At 52.6% G+C, this 23,584-nt stretch carries 17 protein-coding genes; 1 reads left to right on the top strand and 16 read right to left on the bottom strand.

The window, feature by feature from the left end:
• Positions 1-17 precede the first annotated feature (17 nt).
• Positions 18-1,610 (top strand): capsule assembly Wzi family protein, encoded by a 1,593-nt coding sequence (locus tag DUE52_RS22815; protein ID WP_114408381.1) that lies wholly within the window; start codon positions 18-20, stop codon positions 1,608-1,610.
• Here DUE52_RS22815 and DUE52_RS22810 read toward each other — a convergent pair.
• The 16 genes from DUE52_RS22810 to DUE52_RS22740 all read right to left on the bottom strand — a co-directional run bounded on the left by DUE52_RS22810 (position 1,568) and on the right by DUE52_RS22740 (position 22,986).
• Positions 1,568-2,590, bottom strand: a complete 1,023-nt coding sequence (locus tag DUE52_RS22810; protein WP_114408380.1) for an MraY family glycosyltransferase — start codon at positions 2,588-2,590, stop codon at positions 1,568-1,570. The two genes, DUE52_RS22815 and DUE52_RS22810, sit on opposite strands and share 43 nt — an antisense overlap.
• Complete coding sequence (locus tag DUE52_RS22805) at positions 2,587-3,723, bottom strand: glycosyltransferase (protein ID WP_114408379.1); 1,137 nt, start codon at positions 3,721-3,723, stop codon at positions 2,587-2,589. Before DUE52_RS22805 ends, DUE52_RS22810 begins: the two co-directional genes overlap by 4 nt.
• Before the next feature lie 9 nt (positions 3,724-3,732).
• A complete protein-coding gene (locus tag DUE52_RS22800) occupies positions 3,733-4,728 on the bottom strand; it encodes an NAD-dependent epimerase/dehydratase family protein (RefSeq protein ID WP_114408378.1) in 996 nt (331 codons plus the stop codon).
• Positions 4,661-5,908 (bottom strand): glycosyltransferase family 4 protein, encoded by a 1,248-nt coding sequence (locus DUE52_RS22795; protein WP_114408377.1) that lies wholly within the window; start codon positions 5,906-5,908, stop codon positions 4,661-4,663. Before DUE52_RS22795 ends, DUE52_RS22800 begins: the two co-directional genes overlap by 68 nt.
• On the bottom strand, positions 5,905-7,464 hold the full coding sequence (locus tag DUE52_RS22790) for a heparinase II/III family protein (protein ID WP_114408376.1): 1,560 nt from the start codon (positions 7,462-7,464) through the stop codon (positions 5,905-5,907). Before DUE52_RS22790 ends, DUE52_RS22795 begins: the two co-directional genes overlap by 4 nt.
• Positions 7,461-9,638, bottom strand: a complete 2,178-nt coding sequence (locus DUE52_RS22785; protein WP_114408375.1) for a bi-domain-containing oxidoreductase — start codon at positions 9,636-9,638, stop codon at positions 7,461-7,463. The genes DUE52_RS22790 and DUE52_RS22785 overlap by 4 nt, the downstream gene beginning before the upstream one ends.
• A gap of 3 nt (positions 9,639-9,641) precedes the next feature.
• A complete protein-coding gene (gene asnB, locus DUE52_RS22780) occupies positions 9,642-11,549 on the bottom strand; it encodes an asparagine synthase (glutamine-hydrolyzing) (protein WP_114408374.1) in 1,908 nt (635 codons plus the stop codon).
• 116 nt (positions 11,550-11,665) lie between these two features.
• Positions 11,666-12,472, bottom strand: coding sequence for a class I SAM-dependent methyltransferase (locus tag DUE52_RS22775; protein ID WP_114408373.1), 807 nt, complete (start codon positions 12,470-12,472; stop codon positions 11,666-11,668).
• A 112-nt stretch (positions 12,473-12,584) separates the two neighbouring features.
• Complete coding sequence (locus DUE52_RS22770; protein WP_133299919.1) at positions 12,585-13,319, bottom strand: hypothetical protein; 735 nt, start codon at positions 13,317-13,319, stop codon at positions 12,585-12,587.
• A gap of 32 nt (positions 13,320-13,351) precedes the next feature.
• A complete protein-coding gene (locus tag DUE52_RS22765) occupies positions 13,352-14,506 on the bottom strand; it encodes a glycosyltransferase (protein WP_165841005.1) in 1,155 nt (384 codons plus the stop codon).
• Positions 14,503-15,405 (bottom strand): hypothetical protein, encoded by a 903-nt coding sequence (locus DUE52_RS32475; protein ID WP_165841004.1) that lies wholly within the window; start codon positions 15,403-15,405, stop codon positions 14,503-14,505. Before DUE52_RS32475 ends, DUE52_RS22765 begins: the two co-directional genes overlap by 4 nt.
• A 419-nt stretch (positions 15,406-15,824) precedes the next feature.
• Positions 15,825-16,961, bottom strand: coding sequence for a glycosyltransferase family 4 protein (locus DUE52_RS22760; RefSeq protein ID WP_114408370.1), 1,137 nt, complete (start codon positions 16,959-16,961; stop codon positions 15,825-15,827).
• A gap of 8 nt (positions 16,962-16,969) precedes the next feature.
• On the bottom strand, positions 16,970-18,181 hold the full coding sequence (locus DUE52_RS22755) for a glycosyltransferase family 4 protein (RefSeq protein ID WP_114408369.1): 1,212 nt from the start codon (positions 18,179-18,181) through the stop codon (positions 16,970-16,972).
• On the bottom strand, positions 18,178-19,527 hold the full coding sequence (locus DUE52_RS22750) for a lipopolysaccharide biosynthesis protein (protein ID WP_114408368.1): 1,350 nt from the start codon (positions 19,525-19,527) through the stop codon (positions 18,178-18,180). Before DUE52_RS22750 ends, DUE52_RS22755 begins: the two co-directional genes overlap by 4 nt.
• A 60-nt stretch (positions 19,528-19,587) precedes the next feature.
• Positions 19,588-20,667 carry a Wzz/FepE/Etk N-terminal domain-containing protein gene (locus tag DUE52_RS22745; protein WP_229312273.1) on the bottom strand — a complete coding sequence of 360 codons (1,080 nt, stop codon included), beginning with the start codon at positions 20,665-20,667 and terminating at the stop codon, positions 19,588-19,590.
• Positions 20,668-20,679: 12 nt separating this feature from the next.
• A complete protein-coding gene (locus DUE52_RS22740) occupies positions 20,680-22,986 on the bottom strand; it encodes an SLBB domain-containing protein (protein ID WP_114408367.1) in 2,307 nt (768 codons plus the stop codon).
• Between the last annotated feature and the right edge of the window lie 598 nt (positions 22,987-23,584).

Genomic DNA, 23,584 nt, shown 5'->3' with positions numbered 1-23,584 from the left:
GTTTAACTCAACAACCCATGATCGACTTCATCAGAGCCTGCCGAATCCCTTTCCTGCTGATGCTGCCCGGTCTGTTCCCATTCGATGCGCGGGCGCAAATGGTAGACTCAACGGCGCGTGGAGCTATTGCCGAGATTTTTCGTCAGGATTTAGAAAAGAAAGAGCTTTGCTTGTTTGCCGAAACCGCCTTTTCGGCCAGCACCGCGCAGCAAACACCGTTCTGGCTGCGCACCAACCAGTACGGAACCGTGCCAACGACTTCGCCATTCGGAACCCTGCGGGGCGGAATTTCGGCCAACTATCTGCGCGATATTACCAAGCCGGTTAACTTAATCGAAAACAAACGAAAGCTGGTTGGCTGGGGCTATGGGCTGGAGGTGGTGGGAAATGCGAGCCGGAAGTCGGCCGTTCTGATTCCGGAAGCCTACGTGAAAGGGCGGCTCTGGGGGTTGGAATTACTGGTGGGGCGCCGGAAAGAAGTCATTGGGCTGGCCGATTCTACGTTGGGAACGGGGCCTTACATCTGGTCCGGCAACGCGATGCCGATCCCTAAAATTCAGCTTTCCCTGGCAGAATACACCCCAATCGGTATTACCAAAGGAGTGGTTTCCTTTCGCGGCCTGTATGCCCACGGCTGGTTTGGCAACCAGGGTGCCGTCACGCATTCCTATTTACACCAGAAAGCCCTGTATGGTCGGCTGGGAAAGCCGGGTTGGCCGGTTCGGTTCTACGCTGGTTTCAACCATCAGGTGCAGTGGGCAGGCAGGAGCGAGGTGATTACGAATGAAAACCAGATCAAAAACGGGCGGTTTCCAGCGGGTTTTAGTAACTATCTTAATGCAATAACAGGTACCTCGCTGGCTGCGCGGGGCGACAACATCGATACCACACTCTTCAGCAAAGCCGATCGCGGAAACCGCCTGGGCAATCACCTCGGGACGCTCGACATCGGGGTAGAAATCAACGCCAAACGGTTTTCCCTGCTATTGTACCGCCAGAGTATTTACGACGACGGCTCGTTGTTTTACCTGACCAACATTACGGACGGTTTGCACGGCATCCGGTTCAAGAACAATCGCCCGGCGAGCTACCGGTTTCAGATTCAGACCGTTCTGGTGGAGTTGCTCCATACCCAAAGCCAGGGGGGCGCCAAATTCGGAGATCTTGATAGGGAACGCGGTGCGGATAATTACTTCAATCATTCACAATACATCGATGGCTGGTCGTATAGGGGGCATACCATCGGCACGCCGTTTATTCCGCCTACCGACCGTACCCGCTCCGGTTTGCCGCGCGCGCAAAGAGTTGAAAATTACTTTTTTAGCAACAACAACCGGGTGAAAGTTTTTCATTTGGGCGTGTCCGGTAACTGGTCGCAGCGGTATCTATTTCAGTTGAAATGCTCGATAAGTCAGAATCTGGGCACCTACGGGCATCCGTTTCCTACCACCATCGGGCAGTTTTCGTCCCTGTTGCTGCTGGGTTTCCCAGCTTTCGCGCATGGGATGCAGGCCAGAATGTCAGTTGCCCTCGACCACGGGGCCTTGTATCCCAACAGCACCGGGTTTCAGCTTAGTCTCCGAAAAACCTGGGACGTTTCCCGCCCCTGACCGGGTTTATGGCGTGTTGCTACCAACCGGTTTAACCGGTTTTTGATGACAATGTAAGCCAGCGTCAACCCCATCAGCAGGGAAAAACCGCCCCAAAACTGCATTTGAGCATCCCGGCGGGTGAGCCAGATCACATACCCATTGATGAATGCCTGCGTCAGGGCATACAGACCGGCAACCCGTAAGTGCGGCCATTGTAGCTGATGCACCAGTAACTGAAAAAGGTGCAGTTTGTGGGGCTGAAAAATGTTTTCACCCCGCCATAAACGGTACAAAATAGTCATGACACTATCGATGCCGTAAACCGTCAGCAGCAATGCGTACGTTAATTGCCCGCTTTCGCGCATCAAGCTGACGAGCAGAAAAATCACAATGAACGCCATCGACACGCTGCCAACATCTCCCGCAAAACACAGAGCCTGTCGGCGGGCGTTGAAAAACGCAAAAATGACGAGCCCGATGAGTGAAAATACAAGCAGCAAAGACCCAGTGAACGGTATATAAAACTGATTGATAATCAGCAGGGTCGCTATGGTGATGGCACTGTAAAAAACCGTAATGCCGTTGATGCCATCCATGAAATTGTAGGCATTCAACACGCCACAGGCCAGGATGAGGCCCGGCACCATCCACCAGCTCAGTTCGGACCAGAGGCCGGTTTGTTGCAGCAACAGCCCCAGGCTGATCAGTTGAATCAGCAGCCGGATGCGGGTTGAAATGGAAGAGATGTCGTCCAGAAAACTGACCAGCGCCACCAGGGTCAGGCCCACAAAAAAGACCGGCGATGCGAAATCCGTGACCACAAAAGCCAAAAAAGCCGCCAGCCAGAAGATGATGCCGCCACCCCGCACCGTCAGTTGGGTGTGCGAGCTGCGGTGGTTGGGCGTATCGACAATGTGGTAATGGGTGGCCAGACGAAGGTACAGTACTTCGGCTCCAAACAATAAAAGGGCTACGCCAGCGTAAACAATTCCATTCATGATGCAGAAGGTGAAAGAACTAACTGGTACAGATTCAGTAATTTAGGTTGTTCAGTGGCCCAATTGTAGAATTTCTCCGCAGCTTGCCGTCCGCGTTTTCCCATTTCTTCGGCTTCCTTTGGATGATCGATCAGGTACCGCAGGTGCAGGGCCAAAGCCTCCGGATCGGACGGGTCCATGCAAAAACCGCACTGATTCCCTTCGACCACGGGGCGATACAGCGGAAAATTAGCGGTAATAACCGGTAGGCCAAGGGCCATGTATTCAAACATTTTGGTGGTATACGATTCCGTATAATCTCCGATCGGCTTCAACAGCGCCAGCCCGGCCACGGCCCTGGAAATCTGGGCAAACGCTTTGGCCTGATCAGTGTAGCCGTAAAAAATCAGGTTGTCTTTCACGATGGAATAGGCAGGTAGGGCTTCCAGATCCTGATCGGTGAAAGAACGATGGCCAAACAAGTGTACTTTAAAATGAGGATGCGTGGCCTTTACCATAGCCAGGCCGTCCAGCAGGGTAACAATCGACCGTTCGAAACTCAGCCAGCCGATGTAAAAGAACTCGACCGGGTCGGATGGCCGTCGATACGGCCGTCGGTAGGTGTCCAGGAAAGACAACAGCGGATAATTGTAGATCACGGCGTGCGGTTTCGCGAGATTGGTGTAGGTCGTCAGGTAGCCATGCTCCGTAAAAATCAGGGAAAAATGCCGACACGCCAGCCGGTCAAAAAGTGCAAAAGCTCCTTTCAGAAACCAGCCCCGGTTGTGGCGTTTCAAATGGATTTTTTTGTGCAAATTCTCCTGAACCTCGTAAATGACGCGGGTGCCGAGGATGCGGTACAGATAGGCAAATGGCAGAAATTCAGGCGAATAGACGTGAATCAGGGCCGGACGAAGCCAAATTGTTTTCCAGAGGATCAGTGGACAGGTAACCAAAAACCGCATGATGACGCGTTTGAAATAAGGCAACCTGATAAAATGCACCGCCGGGGCAACGGCCGGATCGGCGTTGGGAATGGCGCAAAAAACATCGTAATGGTCGGCTAAAACGGGCAAATATTTATACAGGATGCGCGGATCGTATGGAGGATGAGCCGTGCTGATGTGTAAAACCCGTGGTCGCTTTTGATTCATACGAAATGGTTAATAGGTCTGTCCCCGTTTATCAGAGGGCTGAATAAAATTACGGTCAATGTCCGAATCCGGAGCGAAAAAAGAGAGGACCGAACGCGGTTGCCAGCCTATTTTTTCCCGGGCCAACTGATCCGAAAAAGTGAGGGAGCCCGTCATTTTCTCTAAGGTAATCGAATCGAAGGGAAACTTTCGCCCGATCACCCCATTGATGCCATCGCCCAGCCGGGCCAGAATCCGGGCAAAACCGATTGGAACCGTCGGTATCATCCGTCGGCCGATTTGCCGGGCCAGGGCGTCCCCCAATTCCCTGACGGAGGGATGAATGCCGTCGGTCAGGTTATAAATTCCGCCGGTCTGGGCGGCTTTCGGAATCATTCGGGCCACATCGTCGGCGCGCACCATACTCCGTCGGGCCGAACCGGCACCGATGTGGACATAGCGCCCACGCCGAATGGCCTGCTCCATTTTTCCTAAATTACCAGGCGCATCGGCACCGACAATCAAGGGTAATCGCAGAATACAGCACCGGACGCCCTGCTGCGCGCACCAGGTTTGCACCAATGCTTCGGCCTGTATTTTACTTTCGGCATACGGTGTTTTTCCGCTCAAAGTGACTTCTTCGCTTATCTTTTCCCCCGTTTCGCACCCATAAACAGCCACGGTACTGATGAGAACGAGGGCGTCGGGCCGTTTTTTTAGCAGTTCAAGTGCTTGCAGCAACCGACGGGTGCCATCCCGGTTGACCTGAAAAAAAACCTGGGATTCTTCCGTACTGCGTGGTAGACTGTGGGCTTTTCCGGCCGCGTGAACCACCAGATTGATGACATTTCCAGACAAGTCCGGTTGTTGGGTTGCCAGATCGGTGCGAATATCGCCTTCGGTTCGCCCCAAGGTTAAAACCCGGTATCCGGTTTCGGTCAAACTTCGGGCCAGATATTTACCCAGAAATCCAGTGTGTCCGGTCAGTAAGGCGGTCGGTGGCTTGGGGCTTGGATTGGCAGACATTGGATAAAGCGGTTAAATAGTCGGTCGCTAACTGGTTCTTGTCAAACAGACGCCGGGCTACGGCCGATGCCCGCAGGCTCATGGCGGGACGCCAGGTGGGGTCGTCGGCCAATGAAATGAGCAATGTCGCGAGGGCTGCCGGATCATCCGAACTGAACGTAAAACCGCACTGATGTTCTTCCAGAAAGGTTCTTATCCAGCCATCGGTGGTCTGAATGACCGGTGTTCCGGCGGCCAGGGCTTCCATCAGTTTGTTCGGCGATGAGGTGTCGAGCAGGGGCGCGCGTTTGAGGGGAACAATGGCTAACCAGGCTTGCTGGACGTAGGCAACCAATTCATTTTTAGGCATTAAATCATAAATAAAGAAATTGGGTAAAGCGTCCTGTTGCTGTTTTGTCAGGAGTTCCTGCTTCAATTGTCCGTCGCCAATGAGCAATATCGCGATGTCGTTTCGCTGGCGCAGGGCTTTGGCCGTTTCGAACAGCAGGGTGGAATTATTGACGGCGCCGATGTTTCCCGTGTAAATAACGACTTTTTTACCGGACAACGAAGCGGGCAGCGGAACGTTGGCGACGGGTGTGCCGAAAAGATCCAGGTTGGTTGCGTTGGGGATGGAAATGCTGTGGTTGAAACCGCAGCGCCGGGCAATGTTCTGCTGAATACCGGGCGACAGGGCAACGATCAGGTGTGCGGCCCGGTAGCAGAGCCGCTCAAACCGGTACGCCAGTTTCTGGAGAACCGGATTGGGCAACGCGCCCATCAGAATGGCCGTGTCGGGCCACAGATCCCGGGCTTCGAAAACCAGCTTCCGGCCCCGCAAATACCGGGCGACCAAACCGGGAATGCCCACCGTAATGGGACCGGAAGAAGCCACGACGACATCAGCGGGCAACGTGAGAGCATACCAGCTCGACCAGATCGAGAAGGCGAAAAAGGTCCAGATTCGCCGAAGCGGTGATTGTTTGTTGTCGATGCGGAGGTTCAGGATTTTCACCCGGATGCCGTCGATAATTTGTTCCTCGGTCCAGCGGCTGGCCTTCAGATCCGACTTCGCGTAAATGCTGGTGACAACGGTGACCGAATGGCCTTTTTCAGTCCATTGTTTGGCAAAATCGTACACGCGGGTTCCCCAGGAACCCTTTGGCGTTGAGAAGTACTGATAAAAATAGACAATTTTCATTCCACACAGGTAATTATCGTCCGTACTGTTTTTTTGAACTGAACCTCGATCACCAGCGTCGGCAGAAGCTGGTTGAACTGCCGGGCAACCTGAACGGCTTTCTGGCTGACTTCGAGCGCATTTTGCCATTCCATGTTGCCCCAGGAGAAGCGCAGACAATTCGGATTCACCACCAGCGGGCGAACTCCAGGCGCCAGATAAAAGCGGGCTACGGCGGTTGGCCCGTCGTCGATCCGGTCCATGATCGTCAATCGGTCGGGAGCCACGACCCACTGGCGTTCGTGACGGAGGCCGAGATGCTGAAAACCATCGTGTTGCGCCCGGATGAGGGTGGGCGTTTCTTCCAGCAGCGTGACCGTTGCCCGGCGTCCCACGCGAAAACCGCCCCATACGTCCGACGAATTGGCATCGAAAACCTGCACGGTATTGTGGGCTGCCGTGCTGCGTTCCCATTGCCGCCGGGCGTTGATCTCGTAGGTGGAAGTGCCGCTATCCACCAGAACCGGCTGACCGTGGACGTGAAGTTCAAAATGAAAGGCATCGGCATGTGCGTGACCCGGCTGATGAGCCGGTCCGATGGTGCCAACGTTGGCCAGGGCTTCATACTTCGGCGTCAGGAAATGGCGAAAACCGCTGTCTGATAAACTAGTGCGTTGTGGTTTGATCCCGATTCGTTCGGCTTTGGCGCGAAGCTGGGCGGTGGTGGGTGCCATTTCGTCGGCGGCATCGTTCATCAGCGGGATTGTTCCCTTCGAAAAGGTGATCGTCACCAGCCAGTTCAGCATCCGCCGGGCCTGTTCCAGCAGAAAACCGTCGGCGTCGCGATCATCATGCCAATCGTCTTTTTTCAGGGTCTGGCAGGTGTCGAGCAGCCGGTCCAGGATAATCTGGTGGTACATCGGGCTGCGTTCGTAATGTCCGCCATCCCGCAGCAACTGTTCAGTCAGTTGCGACCGGACGAGGTGAATGGCTTTCCGGTACAAGTGCCGATCTTGAAAATACATCGATCCCAGCAGCAAAGCGAACCCATTTTCCAGCAAATGATTTCCCGAAAGATGGTATTCCAGTCGGCCTTGCAGCAGCCGAACCTGGGCCTGAAGATGAATGTCGATGTCGGCTAACCGGAGTTGGTGATGCGACAGGAAACGAATCCAGTTGATGATGCGCAACGAAACCGGGTAGGGGTCCAGACCGCCGTTCAACTCTGCCGACTGGCGCATAAACTGCCGGATCAAACCGATACCCTGCTCAAGGTCCAGACCGGGTTGATTCAGAAAATCGAAGTAATTGAGGTTATACAGCCAGAGCTTTCCGTTTTTTGCATAATTCCAGTCGACCTCCGTTGGAAACGAGACGGACTGATTCAGAAATGTGAACGTTTGTCCAGTCACACGCTGCGGTTTATCGGGGGCTGTAAATGCCAGAAAATTAGTGACGGGCGGAACGGTTTTTAGGGTCAATGACGGTTTTGAACGCAAGCGGTTTACCAACTGATACAGCAGTTGCCGCGTCCGCAAATACCGGATGGTGTTCCAATAAAGCCGCCAGTTTTTCATAGAATAGGAGACGGTTCTGTCGATTGAGTCACGCTAATGCCGGTGGCGACTTCCACCCACCGTCTGGTTTTTAAACTTTGGAGGGCGGCCAGCATCGTGCGGGTGGTATTGACCAGTTCATTGAAAGGAATCAGCGGTTCTCCGCCGGTGCGCACCTGCGCCACCAGCCGCTGAAACTGCGCTTTATGGCCTTTGTCCTGTTGCGTCGACAGGTCGGAAAAGCCTTTGAAACCGTAGCCTTTCAGCGTTCGGAAGTTGTCCAGGACCAGGGTTCGTTCCTGCGAATACACCTCAAATCGCTCTTTGGCGTACGCTTTGCTGCCATTGGCGAAGTAGTTGACGACGCCCGTCGAACCATTTTCGTACCGCAGCAGGAGGGATGCCGAATCGCTCGTTTCGGAGGTTTGCCGCCCCATCGCATTCATGCAAACCGCCACCACCCGGCTGCCGGTCAGAAACGTGATCAGATCGACGTAATGGCAGGCTTCGCCCGGGATTCGTCCTCCGCCCACGGCCCGGTCGTGTACCCAGGAAGTGGCCGGAATAAAACCCGCGTTCATCGTAGCGATGACGTTCATTGGAACATCGCCGGACGCCGAACCACCCAGGAGTGCTTTCATTTTCTGAACGTGGGGCGAAAACCGGCGGTTGAAACCCACCAGAACCGTTTTGTCGGTTTGCTGATGCACCTCCACCAGTTGCTGCAGTTCGTCTTCGTAGATGGCGAGCGGTTTTTCGACAAAAACGTGTTTGCCCGCCAGCAGAGCCTCGCGGGTCATCCGGGCGTGCTGCTGGTGGCGGGTGGTGATGACCACCAGATTGATTTCCGGATCGTTCAGCACTTCCCGGTAGTCGGTGGTACTGAGCGCAATATCGTATTTTTGGGCCAGCAAGGTTCCGTTCAATCCGTTGGCGCTGGCAATGGTTTTTAAGGCGATACCGGTTTGTTTTAGAGCGGGTAACAGGACGGCACTCGTGAAATTGCCGGCACCAATCAGGCCCGCGACCGCCGTTCCAACGCTTTCGTACCGGCTTTCGCGCAAGCGGACTACCGGTTTTAAATCCCGTTTTTCCGGGTAACTCAGCAGCGATGCAATCGACGCTGAATGGGAGATTTCGCGGTAAATCCGGTCGAAATTTTCGAACGGCACCACTTCCGTTATCAACGGTTTGACGTCCAGTTGACCCGTTTCCAGCAGTTGCAGGATGGTTTGAAAATTGCGGTTTTGCGTCCAGCGAACGAACGGAAGCGGATAATCGGCCCCCTGTTGTTCGTATAGGTCGTCGTAGCGGCCGGGGCCGTAGGAGCAGGAAACCTGAAATGTCAATTCTTTCTCGTAAAACTCGGCACGGCTCAGGTTGAGGCCGATAACACCCACGAGTACAATGCGTCCGCGTTTGCGGCTCATGCGGGCGGCCTGCGAAATCAGTTCGTCACTTTTGGCCGAGGCTGTGATCACGACACCATCTGCGCCAACGCCCTGGGTGAGCACCAGAACGGCTTTTACGGCATCGCTACCCCCCGCCGGATTCAGGGCAATCACCCCCCGGCTGCGGGCCAGTTCCAGCTTTTTCTCGTCTACATCCAGTCCGATCACCCGGCATCCGTTCAGCCGGAGCAGTTCGGCCGTGAGCAGCCCGATAAGCCCCAGGCCAACAACCACCACAGTTTCGCCCAGCGTCGGATTCAACAGCCGGACGCCCTGCAAACCGATGGAGCCAATGACGGTAAAAACCGCTTCGTCGTCGCTGACACGGTCGGGTACGCGCGCCACCAGATTCCGCGGAACGCAAACCACTTCGGCATGGTGGCCGTTGGAAGCAACGCGGTCGCCAACGGCTAAATCGGTGACGCCATCCCCCACTGCCACCACCTCGCCAACGTTGCAATAGCCGAGCGGCAGCGGTTGATCCAGTTTATTAAAAACCGTTTCCAGCGTTGGAATCAGGCCATCCGTCCGGATTTTTTCCAGCACCTGCTTCACCCGGTCGGGTTGCTGGCGGGCTTTCGAAATCAGGCTGCCCCGGCTAAATTCCACTAACATGCGCTCGGTGCCGAGCGAAACCAGCGTCCGGCGCGTTTGAATGAGAACCTGCCCGCGCCGGACCTGCGGAGCGGGTATGTCTTCCAGTATGGTGTTTCCTGTTTTCAGGTGAAGAATAAGTTGTTTCATAAGTCACGGATGGTCGGAATCGACAAACTGGCGGAACCACGACTCAATGGCCATCAATCCCCAGATGGAATAGGACGCATCGAGCTTTCCGTTTTGATTATCCCGAATTAACTGGTGTACGGCTACCGGATCGAAAATGCCCCGTTTCCGCAGACTTTCTTCGGAGAGATACCGCTGGAGCATTTCGTTCAACTGGCCGGTGCGGAGCCAGTCGCGCAGGGGCGTTCCGAAGCCGGTTTTGGGTCGGTAGATGACAGATTGGGGTAAATACCGCTCGGCCACTTTTCGGAGCAGGTATTTGGTGGTTCGCCCGTGCATTTTCAGGGATGGCGGCAGTTTGGTACTGAATTCTACCAACTCGGTATCCAGAAAAGGTACGCGGGTTTCGATACCAACCGCCATGCTCATTTTGTCGGTATAGTTCAGGTTGTGATCCGGCAGAAAATACGATAACTCCCAGAACAATAATTGGTTGAGCAGGTTTTTTTCGTCAGGAATCCGCTCAAGGGCCGTCAGCAACTGGTGGCTGGGCTGGTGGCCGTGCAGCGTTTTTCCGATGGTGCTTTCGAATAAGTTATGGTTGGTGGCAAGGGGCAGACGGGCAAAATAATCGGCCATTCGTTCATGTTGGGGCTGGCCCATACCAGCGGTCAATTTCCGAAGCCGCCGAAGCAAGGGCGCATCGTTGGTGCCGAGGTTAATGGTGCGGTTCAGCAAGCGGCCCACGGCGGGCGGAATCCGGTTCAGAAACGGTTCCATACTGAGGGCCTGATGACGCCGGTAACCCGAAAAAACATCGTCTCCGGCTGTTCCGCCCAGCAAAACCGTATGCCCGTTTTTGCGGGCTTCCCGGCAGATATTCAGGACGTTAAAAGGGGCGGTGTCGGCCTGCGGTTCGTCAAGGTGGTAAATCATGTGGTCGAAATCGCGGACGATGTCTACATTGGCATCCACTTCCACCAGATCGACGTTTAAATGGGCAGCCACCTGCCGGGCATATGGCAAATCGTTTTCAAAGCCCTCGAATGTTCCATTCCGGAACGCCGTGCGAATGGTGTAACCGGTCAGCCGCTCGTTGGGATGCGCCCGTTTGGCCATCGCCATGACCAGACTGGAATCCAGGCCACCGGACAGAAAAAAAGCCAGGGGAACATCGGATTGCAACTGGCGTTTTACGGCACAGAAAAGCCGCTCGTCAAGTTCTTCCAGCAACTGGGATTCGGATTGTTCGGAATAGGTGCCCCGGAAAGGCAGGTCGTAATACCGTTTGAGGCAGATCGATGCGGGTTCGTCAATCGGCAACTGAATCAGATGACCCGGCAACAGCTTGCTGACGTGCTGAAAAGGCGTCTGCATACCGGGCGAATACAGAAAATGGAGGTAGTTGACGAGCGCCGGATAGTCGATGCTTTTATCGACTCCCGGATAGGCGGCAATGGTTTTTAGCTCCGAACTGAAGAGGAACAACCCGTTTTTGTGGTAATAATACAGCGGTTTTACGCCAAACTGATCCCGGGCCAGCACCAGTTGGCGCGTGACGGTATCGAAAATGGCGCAGGCAAAAATCCCGTTCAGTTTTCTGAAAACCGCTGTTCCGTAGGCCGCAAAACCGTACAGCAGCGTTTCGGTGTCCGACGTCGAGCGAAAGAGATAGCGGTCGGTCAGGGCGGCACGCAGGGTGAGGTGGTTGTAGATCTCGCCGTTAAAGATAATCACATAGCGACCGTCGGCGGTTTGCATGGGCTGTCTGCCATTGAGCGATAGGTCCAGGATTGCCAGACGGGTATGGGCCAGTTGGATTCCCGGTGCATTGAAAATACCTTCCCCGTCCGGCCCACGGTGGCGGATGGTCGATTGGAGGTCGACGGACGGCGGAATGGAAGTACTGACGATGCCCGCAATGCCGCACATGCTAGGAGTAGACCGGTTTAAAGTTCATGGCTTATAGTTGAGTTTGATAATTCTTTATACCAATGTTTTAAATTGTAGCGATAAACCCGGACGATCAACGGACTTTACCTGAATGCTTATTTAATGGCGGAAATCATCATATACAGCCCGTGTCCCGGAAAAAACGTTTTGATCAGCCAGCGGGGATACAGCCGGCGGCTGATGGTGAGCAGCCAGCTCCGGTGCCGCTGACCGGCTTGTGAAGTCAGCAAATCGGCGTGGGTCAGGACGGTTTTGATGGAAACCTGCCGAAACTGGGCGAATAACCGCAGGGCTTCGGTCTTGCTGTAGGCTTTGGTTCCGGGGCTTTCCAGGTGATTGGCATAGATGGCTGCGAGATCGGTTGTGGGCTTCCCCCGGGCGAGTGCATACCGCAGCCAGAGCAGGTAGCCCACCCAACTGTGTTTGTGGTAGATCATGACTTTCGCCAGCCCTCCGGGTTTCAAAATCCGGAGTATTTCATCCGTAACCCGCTGGGTATCCGGGCTGTGGTGGATAACACCCCACGAATACACCAGGTCAAACGTATTGGATTCATACGGAAGGTTTTCGGCGTCAGCGACCCGTAGTTCCGAGCGCAAACTGAACAAGGCCAATCGTTCGCGGGTGTGCGCAATGGCACGTTCGGTCAGGTCGCAACCGTGCAGGTTAGCGTGGGCCTCCGCAAATTTCTGGTGATCCGCCCCCAAGCCTACCCCGATTTCTAAAACCTGTCGCTCGGCAAATGATTGAAAGTCAGCGAAGTCGGCAATATACGGCTCTAAACTGTATCGTTCTTTGGCCTGTTGATGGTATTTCTGACGAAGCGTTTCCCCCTTCAGGTATAAGTCTTCACCGCAGGAGGCCTCATTCCAGAAATCGTGAACTTGTTGTTTCGCATTCATCTTGACGCTTCTTGATCCGGTACCTAAACCAAATATCGTCAGAAGCAGAGGGGCGTTCCTGTAGAAAAACATCCATTCTATGGGCGAGAAACGAAACCGGGACGCGACGGTTTCATTTTCCGTAAGTTCGCAGGCGGAAATACTGCCGGATTCCGTAGTCGATTTGGGCTTTTCCAACACACGAAGGCGTTGAAGAGCAAAATTGCAATTGTACTTTTTCTTTATAGATCAAGCCAACCCCGCGCGCGTAGATTTCCAGTCGTTTGTCCTGCGACACCAGTGTCGAGTCATTTTGCTGAACAATGGTGGCGGTTTCAGGAAACGATTTGCTTAAAACGACGAACGGTTTGTCTGTATTTTTGAGTTGGTACAGGTCTTCTCCGGCCGTATTGAAAGCATTGCCATTCCACTGAAACTGGTCGATGAGCGGAAAAACCAGCTTGATATAAGAAAGGTTATTTTCGGTTTTAATCAATTGGTTATCAGTGATTCGGATGCTGTTTGCGGAGTCGGGTTGCCAGATCTGGCTGTCGTTGGCCCGGCGGTGACGTTCCACGCGAAAGGTGGCACTGCTGGTCGGGTCGATGGGTACCGCATCCGCGTAGGCGTGGGTGATGGTTTCCCGCAACTGATACGTTTGGGTCGTTGCGCTGCCGTTGAGGGCAAATTGCTGTTCTGTCACTTCATAAATCCAGTAATTGCCTTTTTCCAGGGGCTGGTAGTCGTAACCGGATGCAATGGGATCGGTGGTGGACGGCTGGCAGGCATCCAGAAAAAGAAAGGCGGTTATTCCGACGAAGGGCAGAATGAGCGGGCGAAGGCGCCGAAGGATTGTGATTAGAATCATGGTTTTCAAGAGGAGGACAGTTTGGATTCAGTTCATTGTTTTACGTTAATTTCTTTGTTTTCGGCCAGAGATACCAGTAATTCCCAACACGTTCGGCTGACCTCCGGCCAATCGGGTAAAGTCGTTGAGCGCAGGCGTCCTGCCGAAATTTTGTGTTGCCGGTTTGTCTCGTTCGAATAGCCGGCGTGAATCGTATCGACAATGCTTTGGGCTGAAAGCGGATCGAAATAATGCGCACTTTCACCACAGATTTCTTCGGCAAAATCACGTTGAGACGTGAAAATGGAAACACCAAAGTGCATGGCATCGACGTAGGTGGCCGTGAACGATTCCAGCAGGGTCGGCAAAATCAGCCCGTCAACCTGGTGATAAAGAGAGGCTACACAGTCGGCGGGGACATTTCCGATGGGAATCAGGAAATCCGCCAGCGATGCCTGCGCTATCGTTTCCAAAAGGCGTTTCGCCTTCGGATGTTGCCAAGCTTCGATGGTAATAAAAATCCGGTAGGGCATCTGCCGGGCTTTCATTAGCCGGGCCACCTCAACGAGGATCTCCAGATTTTTGTGTGGATAATAGCGTGACAAGCACATCAAATACGTCAGGTTGGGCTGCTTTTTGACGGGCAATTCATAGGTCGACTGGCTGTTTAATAACGTATAAGCATTCGGAAAAAGCTGTATTGAAGGAAGTTGGGGATACACCTGCAACAGTCGTTTCAGCATGGTATGGGTCTGCACCAGCAAAATGTCGACATGCGTTAACCGCCTTCTAAAAACCCAGTCGCGCAGTTTGATCTTGAAGATAATTTCAGGCCCCACCTGTTTCCAGAGGGCTTTGTCTTCCGGGTACGCCAGGTGTGGCAAATGCAGCAAAACGACCTGTTTGTAGGGGACCGGGGACGGAAAGTTGCCCATGGTAAAAATAATTTCCGGCTTGATTTCATTCAAAACCTTCGGATACCAGACATGGTCCATCAATGGACGGGTCATCCAGTGGTTCAACGCTTTGGGTAGGTAATGAATTTTAAAGCTATCCGATTCAAGTGCTTCATAACCACATGCTTGTGGGACAATTACATGAATGTGGTCGGCATCGCTTTTTAAATACGGGATGTTTTTCAGGAAATTCAGGGCTACGTTAAGCCCACCGGCCGAAGCCAGGTTAAAGGCGTTAATGAGTAGTTTCATGGTGTGCTGAGAACCGTCGACCGTTTGAGCAACCCGCTTAGCAGCCAAACCGGAAGAGAGATGTAAACAAAATGATCCACAAACTGCGGGAAATACCCCCGGGTTACAAACTGGAATATAGCTAGTGAAAAAACCACCTGTTTTAGAAAGCCGAGGGGGGTGAAAGCCGGGTTTCGACTGACGACGAAGCGGAGCCAAAAGCCCATCAAAAAGGGCATGATGACAAACCCTAACCCGCCGAATGCCCCATAAAAAGCGCCATAATGCAGCGTTGCTTCTCCGGTTCTCGCCCATTGTTTCGGTAATTCCAGGGAATTATCCAGAATGGTAAGCGCGGGAGGGGGGTAGGGCTTTACACCATTGGGAAAAACGAATTTTGGTAATGCTTTAATCAATACGTAGCCAAACATGGTCAGGCCATAATCATGGTGGATTTCCGGATTCGCTTCGTAATACCGGATCAAATTAAAATCGGCCAGAGAAGCCCGGGTTTGCTCGAAAAAAACGCCATATTCAAATTCAACCGGATTGTAGGATAAATCCGAAAACCGTCCCTGTATAAAATTCCAGCGATTATACGTAATAAAAAAAATGAAATAGATGAGAATAATGCTGGTTAAAAGAATCCGGCTGAATGGAATAATCGATTTGGTATCCAGGCCGTAAACTAGAATAAGGCCCAGAATCGTCAATATGATCCGGTAGCGAAATCCCATAATGGCAAATAAAATAAAAGCCATCAGGATCATGGCCGTTACTTTGTATTTGTTCCCTTTTAAATACGCAAAAAGCACAATGGTGGTGATGATACAATCGGCACAGTTTCGGAAATAATACGAATTGGTTATGCTCTCCTGTCCGAACAAACTTTCGTTCGCACTCCCCAGTAAGATATCCAACGGATTGATGCCGCTAATGGCAATATCAATGAATACAATACTGAAAAAAAGGCAATAAAGGAAAAGAGACCAGTTTTGAAGACGTGAAATGGCTTCTGATTTAATCGTATACCTGAACAAATGTATCGGATACCGTTTCCATATGAAACCAGCAATAAAAAGTGTATTGGCTATCATGTAAAAAAACATTCCTTTTTCATAATACCCTGTAATGTTTTTTCCGGTAAAAAGAAATAAACCATCGTCTCCCATTGAGGTCTGGCGATCAATAAGATAGAAATATGTCGGTGTAAAAAGGCAGTAAATGGACAATAAAATCAGGCAGATGGCAAAGGGCATCACCCGTCGGGTTCCCATTCGGTGAACGTACAGAAATCCGTTGATGAGAACGACCGCATTAAGGAATATGTAAAGCCAAATCATCCTCGTAAGTCTTGTTTAATTGCTTCATACATCAACCCGGCGTAATGCGTGGAGCTGGTTTTATCCCGAAAACTTCGGTTGTAAGCCGCCTGACTCTCCAGCAAATCGGGCGTGTTGACTAGCTTTTCGATAGATTGCCGGAACGCTTTGGTGTCATTTGGCGGACACACGAATCCATTGATGCCGTTGATTAGCCATTCCCGGGCTGCTCCCACGTTTTCGCTGCTGATGATGGGTAATCCGGCGGCAATCGCTTCATTGATTACAACGCCCCAGCCGTCATACCGGGAGGCAAAAACAAAAACGTCGGCCAGGTTATAGTAATAGGGCAATTCACTGGCCTGAACAAATCCTGCCAAATGAATGCGCTCATCATTCCCAATCAATTCTTCCAAATATCTTCGTTCATCCCCTTCTCCAATAATTACGAAGGAAATCGCTGTATTACTGTCTTTTACAGCCTTAATTAGCGTTGCCATATTCTTCCTTTTAATCAGCGAACCTGATGAAAGAAGCACAAGTTGACTGGTTAGTTTATAACGGGTTTGGATTTTATTGAATTTCTCCTGATTTAAATTGCTTTTATTAAAGCGGGTGATGTCAATATTGTAAGGAATAATTGAAATAGACGATGTGAAACCGTAAGATTGATAAGATTGAGCGGCTTCTTTTCCTCCGACAAATAAGTGTTGACAGGCCCACTTTGCCGGGATAAGACTCATTTTTTTTAAGTATTTTTTAAAGGGAGAACCTGGATCAGTTAGGCGCTCTCCAAAGAAGGCAATGGTCTTTTTTCTGATTTTTGAAATGATTATACCGGTCATTGTATTCGGGATCCAGTAAGCACCACTGAAAATGACATAATCGGCCTTGTCACGGGCCAACAATCGGATAATGGACCAGCTATAATGGTAGTCTTTCAGTCGTTTTTGAATCCATCGGGCAACAATTGTATCCGTTAAATAATGAATTTGATAGGGCCGGTTTTCGGTTTTGATCGACCATTGTCTGTCTATTTCCGTTTTAGCATAGTAAACCACCGTTAAATCAAAATAAACCGACAGCGCTTCAAAGAAGTCCTGTTGATAGGGGGTTGGAATATTGGTATAAAAACTCAGTCGAATTTTTGTCATAGCCGGTTTTAGTTCGTGCCAACGAGGTCCTGATATACCGCCCGAATTCCTTCCCGAAACCGCGCCCAGGTGAACGAGCGGGCTTGAACGGCGGCCAAACGGCCCATTTCAAACCAAGCGTTCTGTTCGGTAATGGCGGCATCGAGCAGAACCGCCAGCCGCTCCGGATTGCGGATGGGTACCAAATACCCGTGCTTTCCTTCCACGATGACATCCGGCCCGCAGGTGTTCTCCGTCGTGATGACGGGCAAACCGGTCGCCATAGCTTCCAGAATGACATGCGCGAAACCTTCCGCCAGCGAAGGCAGGACAAACACGTGACTCTGCTGAAGCTCCTGCACCAGCCGGCTCAATCCAATGGCTTCGTGTACTTTGATTTTCAGGTCTTTATATTCTTTTAAAATGTTGTGGTCGATGTAGCCGCGCCCACAAAGCACCACCTCGATGGTGTGGCTTTTCAGCAAACGGACGGCCTGCAAGAGATCCGCCAGCCCTTTGCGCTGGTTCATGCGGCCCACAAAAATGATTCGGAATGGATGGGCCGTAGGAACCTTCCGGCGTTGCGGAAAAGCCGCCGTGTCGACGCCATACGGTACGACCCGAATCTGCCCGGCGACCAGGCCATTCTCGATCAGCGTTTTTCGGGTAAACTGGCTCGCGACAACGCAGGAAGTAGCCAATTGCGGTTCGGCGATCAAGCCTTCCAGCCGCTGATCCGCCAGCGAAAACTCCATTTCCGCCCGAATCGACTGGCTGGCAAACGGCAAACGATTGATCTCCTCCGATAGAATCGTCCGTACTGAAAGCGGATGCGGATGCAATTGAAATAAAATCCGGTGCGAAATTCCAGCCTGTTCGGCCTGTTGAAAAGCCTGAAAAGCGTAGTAGCTGTAGAGAAATAGGTTGCTCCCGGCGGCTTCCGCAGTCCGTAAAGCGGTAAGACTGATTGCTTTATCGATGGCGAAGCTGTAATCGCGTTGCAGGGCGTGTGCTTTAGCGGTTTTCCAGGAAGCGGGCAAGGATAGGCTGATTTTAGCCGCCGGTAAACCGGGACAATACCGCTTTTTGGCGTAAGAGGGTAGGCTTTGGTACAGCCAGTCCGGGGCATAGGACTCGGTAATTAACTGATTCAGCCAGTTGGCTTCGTGCAGCGCCAGACTCAGTTGGTAGTGGTCGCGGGCACCGGCATGGGCGGTTACGGATTGGCGGAGTCTGCTCATTTGCGTAAGGGGTTTAGCCACGCGAAATCCGTGACAAGGGCCGGTACCAGTTTCCCGATGCGTTCCTCTGAAAGAATGCTGAGGCTGTTCTGAAAAACCCGGAACAGCATGAAACCGTCACCCAGCAAAAGCCCGATGGCCATGCCGGCCAGTCCATATGACGGAATCAGCCAGGTGGCAGCCAGTAAAGAGCCTAAGCTGCTGACCACGAATGCCAAAGCGATCGATTGGTGCCGGTTCACCGAGATGGCCGTGGTGGCACTGGTATTCCATAAACTGTAGGGGAGGGATGTGAGCAACAGCAGGGTGAAAACGGGTTGCTCGGGTTTTACGGCACCTTTGGTCCAAACGGAAAGTATCGATCCGCCTGTGATTTCCAGGGCAATCAGAAACAGCAGCGACGACCATAGCGCAATCTGGCAAACCCGCCGGTGGAGTAGAATGGCCGTGGCATAATCGTAGGCCACCAGCGCGCGAGTCAATTCCGGCCAGATGGCCGAGGTCAGGACGTTGATGATTTGCCGGATAAAATTGCTGAGGGTACGCAGTGTCGTGTAGACCACCACCTGAACCGGGGTCATGAAAGCGCCAATGAGCAGTGTGCTGCCTTGCAGGACGATGGAATTGGCCAGTGCAAATCCAAAAAAAGCCAGCGAAGGACTAAACAGGGGGCGGATTTCGGCCAGGGGAAAAAAGCTGGTTTTGACCTGACGAACCCAAGGGTAGCGGTGGCGATACCACAGGAACATCCCCGCCCAGCTACTGCCGCGCACCACCGAATAGGCCATTGCCACCGCAGCGGCCTGGCTACCGGTGCGAACCAGCACGATCACTACGGCAAATTCAAGCAGACGCGTAACGGTAATCCAAATCCGACCGCTGGCGTTGTCTCCTTCTGCCCGGGGAACGGTACTGAGGAGTTCCTGCTGAAGAGCCAGCACCACATACATCATCAGAAAGAGCAAAGTCTGCCAGGCGTCCGATTCGCTGATGTAGTTGATCTTTAGCCAGGTCGTAAAACCAGTGAGTTTCAATCCGAGCGCCAGAAGAACCGCGCCCAAACCCCCAAAACCAAGAATCGCGGTGATGCCATTCCCCAGGAGTCGGGCCGCTTTCGACTCGTCTTTTTTGCTGACCACAATCAGCAGTTCATTGGAGAGGGCCGAAGCGAGCCCGGCATCACTCAGACTCAGGTACGACGGTATTGTAAACAACAGCAACCACTCGCCGTAATACGTCAATCCCCAATACTGAATCAGCAGCGGCACACTGATCAACTGGATCAGGATTTGGCCGGCCTGACCCAATACGCTGGCCGCTATGGAATGTAAAACACGGCGAAACATTGTTTCCGGGATTAAAATGACTCGTTACGATTCCCGGCTTGCCACGCCGGCTCTGCGCGATTACTCGGCCAGGCTTTGGCGCAGCCGGCCGATCACATCGAACCCCACCGCCAGCGCCGTCACACTGCCTACCACAAACCCCACCAGCGTATACAGGATCACCAGCATCGTGCGTCGGGGCGACGATCGTTTCAGGGGAATTTTGGCGGGTTCCAATACCTTAAAAACGGGTGTTTGTTCCTGCACCTTAATTTTTGCCTGCTCAAATTGCTTGGCCAATTCCGTATAAACGACCTGAGAAATAGTCAATTCTGCTTCAATACGCTGTTTTTCCATGGTAGCGGCCTGCACCACCATGTATTTGTGCTGGTCGTTGTAGTGGAACATGCTGTATTGAGCAAGTTCGAAACGACGTTTCGCTTCTTTCAATCGGTTGGTATAGAATTCAAGGTCACGGCGAACTTTCTCCGTGCGATAATTCGATACGTAACGGGTCAAATAATCCAGGGCGATCTGCGTAACAGCCGCCACGGCCGTGGGATCGGGCATGCGGGCCGATACCGTAATGATGCCGGAGCGGGTATCCATTTTCGCCGAAACCCGCTGCTGAATGTCTTCCAGTAAATCCTGCTGCTCCTGCGTGAGTTGGAGGGTGTTCGGATTGGCATTGGGCCGGAGCGGAGCCGGCTTCTTTTTGGATGTGAGCCATGACCATGAATCTGGTGTCGTCAGCATGGCAGACACGCTTGTTTTGCCGCCGTCGCTGGTCGGAACCGGCTGTTCCAGCAGCGACAAAATAAAGGGCGTACTCTGCAAAACGTTGGGATACAGGTCGGGACGAATGGCTTCGACGCCACCGGTTTCGCCAAATTCCAACCCGGCAAAACCGGCCACGGAGGCCAGTTTCTGGAGTACGTCCCCCGTTCCCTGGCTGATTTCCGGCATAATTCGCGCTTCAGAGACGTATTCAGGCTGGGTTAGCAAAGAAACGACAACGCCGGTCACCGCAAAAAGAGCCGTGATGGACAGCACCCGGATCCGGCTGCGCCAGAGCACCTTTCCGATTCGTCCGGGCGATAAATCCATCCAATAGCCGGCTTGAAGAGACTGGGTGGAGGTCACATGGTTCGCCGTCGTCATCAGGGTCGCTCGTTAAAATAATCGGATAATGGTCAGGACAACAGCCGCCAGAGACGTGATTCCGGTCATGACGGCCACCCGCTCTGCGGGCGATAACTTGCTTTCCTCCCGTTTTGGTTTGGATGGAACGACCAGTTCCATCCCCGGATCGGGTTTGGGAAACGAGCGGAAAAACAGGAGCTGTTTCGTTCGTCGGATTTGCCCGTTGGCATAGATTGCGTATGATTTTCGGCGTTGGGCTTTTGAGGTAAAACCGCCGGATTCGTTGATGTAGGAACGAAACGATTTGGCCTGATTAAAATCTACCGTCGATGGGTTCAGGACTTCTCCGCGGATGCGGACTAATTCGACCTTCCGGGGAATAACAATGGAATCGCCAGCCAGCAGGAGCAGATTGCCACTGTCGGTTGGTCTTTGCAGAATTTGATGAATATCGATGGAGATTAATTCTTCTTTTCGGATAAACCGGGTGGCTTTCAAAAAGGCACTGGTCTGTAACCCGCCCGCCCGATCGATCAAATCCGAAATCCGTTCCGATTTGTCGCGGATGGCATACCGTCCCGGATAAGTGACTTCCCCCGTAATGGTCACCATTTTTTGCTGTTCGTACCGGGGCGACGTGCGCACAAACACTTCATCGAAGGGTTGGAGACTGAAATGGGCATCGGCTTCGTTGAGCCGGAGGTTCTCATCCAGATTAAACTGAAAGAGCCGCACGTTCTGATTGTTTGGTAAACCCGTAGAATCATTTCGGATCCGGCGGGCAATTTCGATGCGTGAGGCTGTGGCGCCTTCGGTAAATCCACCCGCCAAAACAATCAGGTTGGCCACGCTCATGCTGTCGGCATAGTCGAATGTTCCCGGTTTATTGACCGCTCCCTGTAGGGCAATGGTTCGCTTCTCCCGGAGGTCGCTATACGCCAGAACGGTAACATTGTCCTCGCGTTGCAGCGGAATATCGGTCGTTTCTCCCCGCATGAGTTTCCCCAGATCAACAGAAATCAATTCCGGATCGAGGTTTTTACGAAGCCGGCGGATGGTAGCCCGGTTCAGAAACGCGTCTTCCCGCAAGCCTTCCGCCGACGTAATGAGCTGTTTAAGGGTAGCATTGTTTTGCAGGGCGTATGTGCCGGGACGAAATACGGCCCCGCTGACCACCACCCGGTTGCTGAAGCGATCGGTAATGCTGCCGACCACATACTGATCTCCGCGCTGGGGTACAAAGGCATCGATGGCCGTTGCCGGAATGGTACCGATTTCAAGTTCTTTGGGCGTATTCCGGCGCAGGGTCAGCGAGGCTGTATACGCCCGATCGGTGAAACCACCGGCAAAAGCCAGCACGGTTTTCAACATTTCCCCCTTTTTGACTTCGTATAGACCGGGCTGTTTCACCTCGCCAGTCAACGCCACGCGGGTGTCATAATGGTTGACGAAAATGATGTCCTGATCCTGTAACCGAATGTTGTCTTTCTGGTCGGCTCCAAGCAGAAAGTCGTAGATGTCGAGTGTACGAATCTGGCGGTTGGCGCGGTATACCCGGATGTCGCGGAACGAACCGCGGCCGGGGTCCGGCCCGCCAGCGGCATAGAGGGCGTTAAAAACCGTCCCCAGTGACGACAGGGTATAGGTGCCGGGCTTGACGACCTGGCCAATCAGGGTGACTTTAATGCTGCGGATATTCCCCAGCGACACCTGCGCCTGAATGCCACTGCCAGGGGTGTTAAGGCCCGCATACAATTGCCGGAGCCGGGTAACGATGCGCTGTTCGGCCTGTTCCATCGTCAACCCATTGACGGATATGGGGCTGAGGTTTTCCAGACGGATCGTGCCCTCCGGATTGATCCTGGTGCGGTAGGTTTGCTGGGCGTTCCCGAAAATATCGACGATCAACTCATCATCCGGGCCAAGCTGGTAGTTTTTGGGCGTTGGAATCCGGAGATTGGGTTCGAAGGTCAGGTTCGCGTTGGTAAACAGAGAAGCACCAAAGACCGTCGGGGTGAGCAGGGTGGTTTCGCTGGTGGGTGGTGTTAGAACAGCAACCGGTGGAGGAACCGGAACCGGCGAGTCTTCCGACTGGGTGCGGCCGCCGGTTGGCTCGCGAACCGGTTCTGATTTGGGTACGGTGTTGAGGTCGGAAACCCGCTGACGCATTTTCGTGATATCGGCCTGGGTAAAGCCCCTTGACAAGGCCAGTTGTTCGATTTGTACCTCAGAAAGTCCACTCGATTTGGCTTGCTGAATAAATTGCTGAACCTGCTCTTCAGTTAAATCAGCCACTTTTTGCGCTACGGAAGAGGTCAATACTCCGAAAGCCATCATCAATACCAGGCCGGTCTGCCTGTGAGCTGTTTTGTAAGTTATTCTACCCCAAAAAATCACGATGAAAGTGCTATAGGTACGTGGAACCGGTTGGGACATTGCCCGGGCTCTGTGTTGTAAATATAGCCGGATGGCCAGGGGCAGCCGTGTAGAAAACTAGCCAAATGTGGGCAGGGGAGGGGTTGGTCTGCCCAAACGAACGAATGTTGATTTGTCTGTAAAATAGAAAATTTACTATAGTCCACGCAGTAGAAACCGCCTAGCTTGCAGCGTTATCCTATGGAGGTAGGGTAACTCTTTGAAACGTGGAACAACCCGGCCTGTTAGGGCCGGGTTTGTTTTTTTGCTTGACCGACTGTCTGGTTTTTAGGTCTGATGCGCTACCGCGAAAAGGGAATAATAAATGTAAAATGGCGAATGATGAATGTAAAAGTGCCGGGCTGGCTACTCCTTTTACATTCATCATTCGCCATCAGTACTGTACGAAGGATTTGGCCTTACGGGATAAAAAGTTAAAAGTTTGTTGTTCTTTGATCTACTGGATTTTCAAAAGCGATGGATAAACCAATTATTCAGAGTCAGTCGGTTTTAGCTTCGG

Source organism: Larkinella punicea, from assembly GCF_003334855.1.
In the GTDB taxonomy this organism is placed as follows: Bacteria; Bacteroidota; Bacteroidia; order Cytophagales; family Spirosomataceae; genus Larkinella; species Larkinella punicea.
Note: the sequence above shows the minus strand (reverse complement) of the source record. Positions and strands in the feature narration are given on the sequence as shown.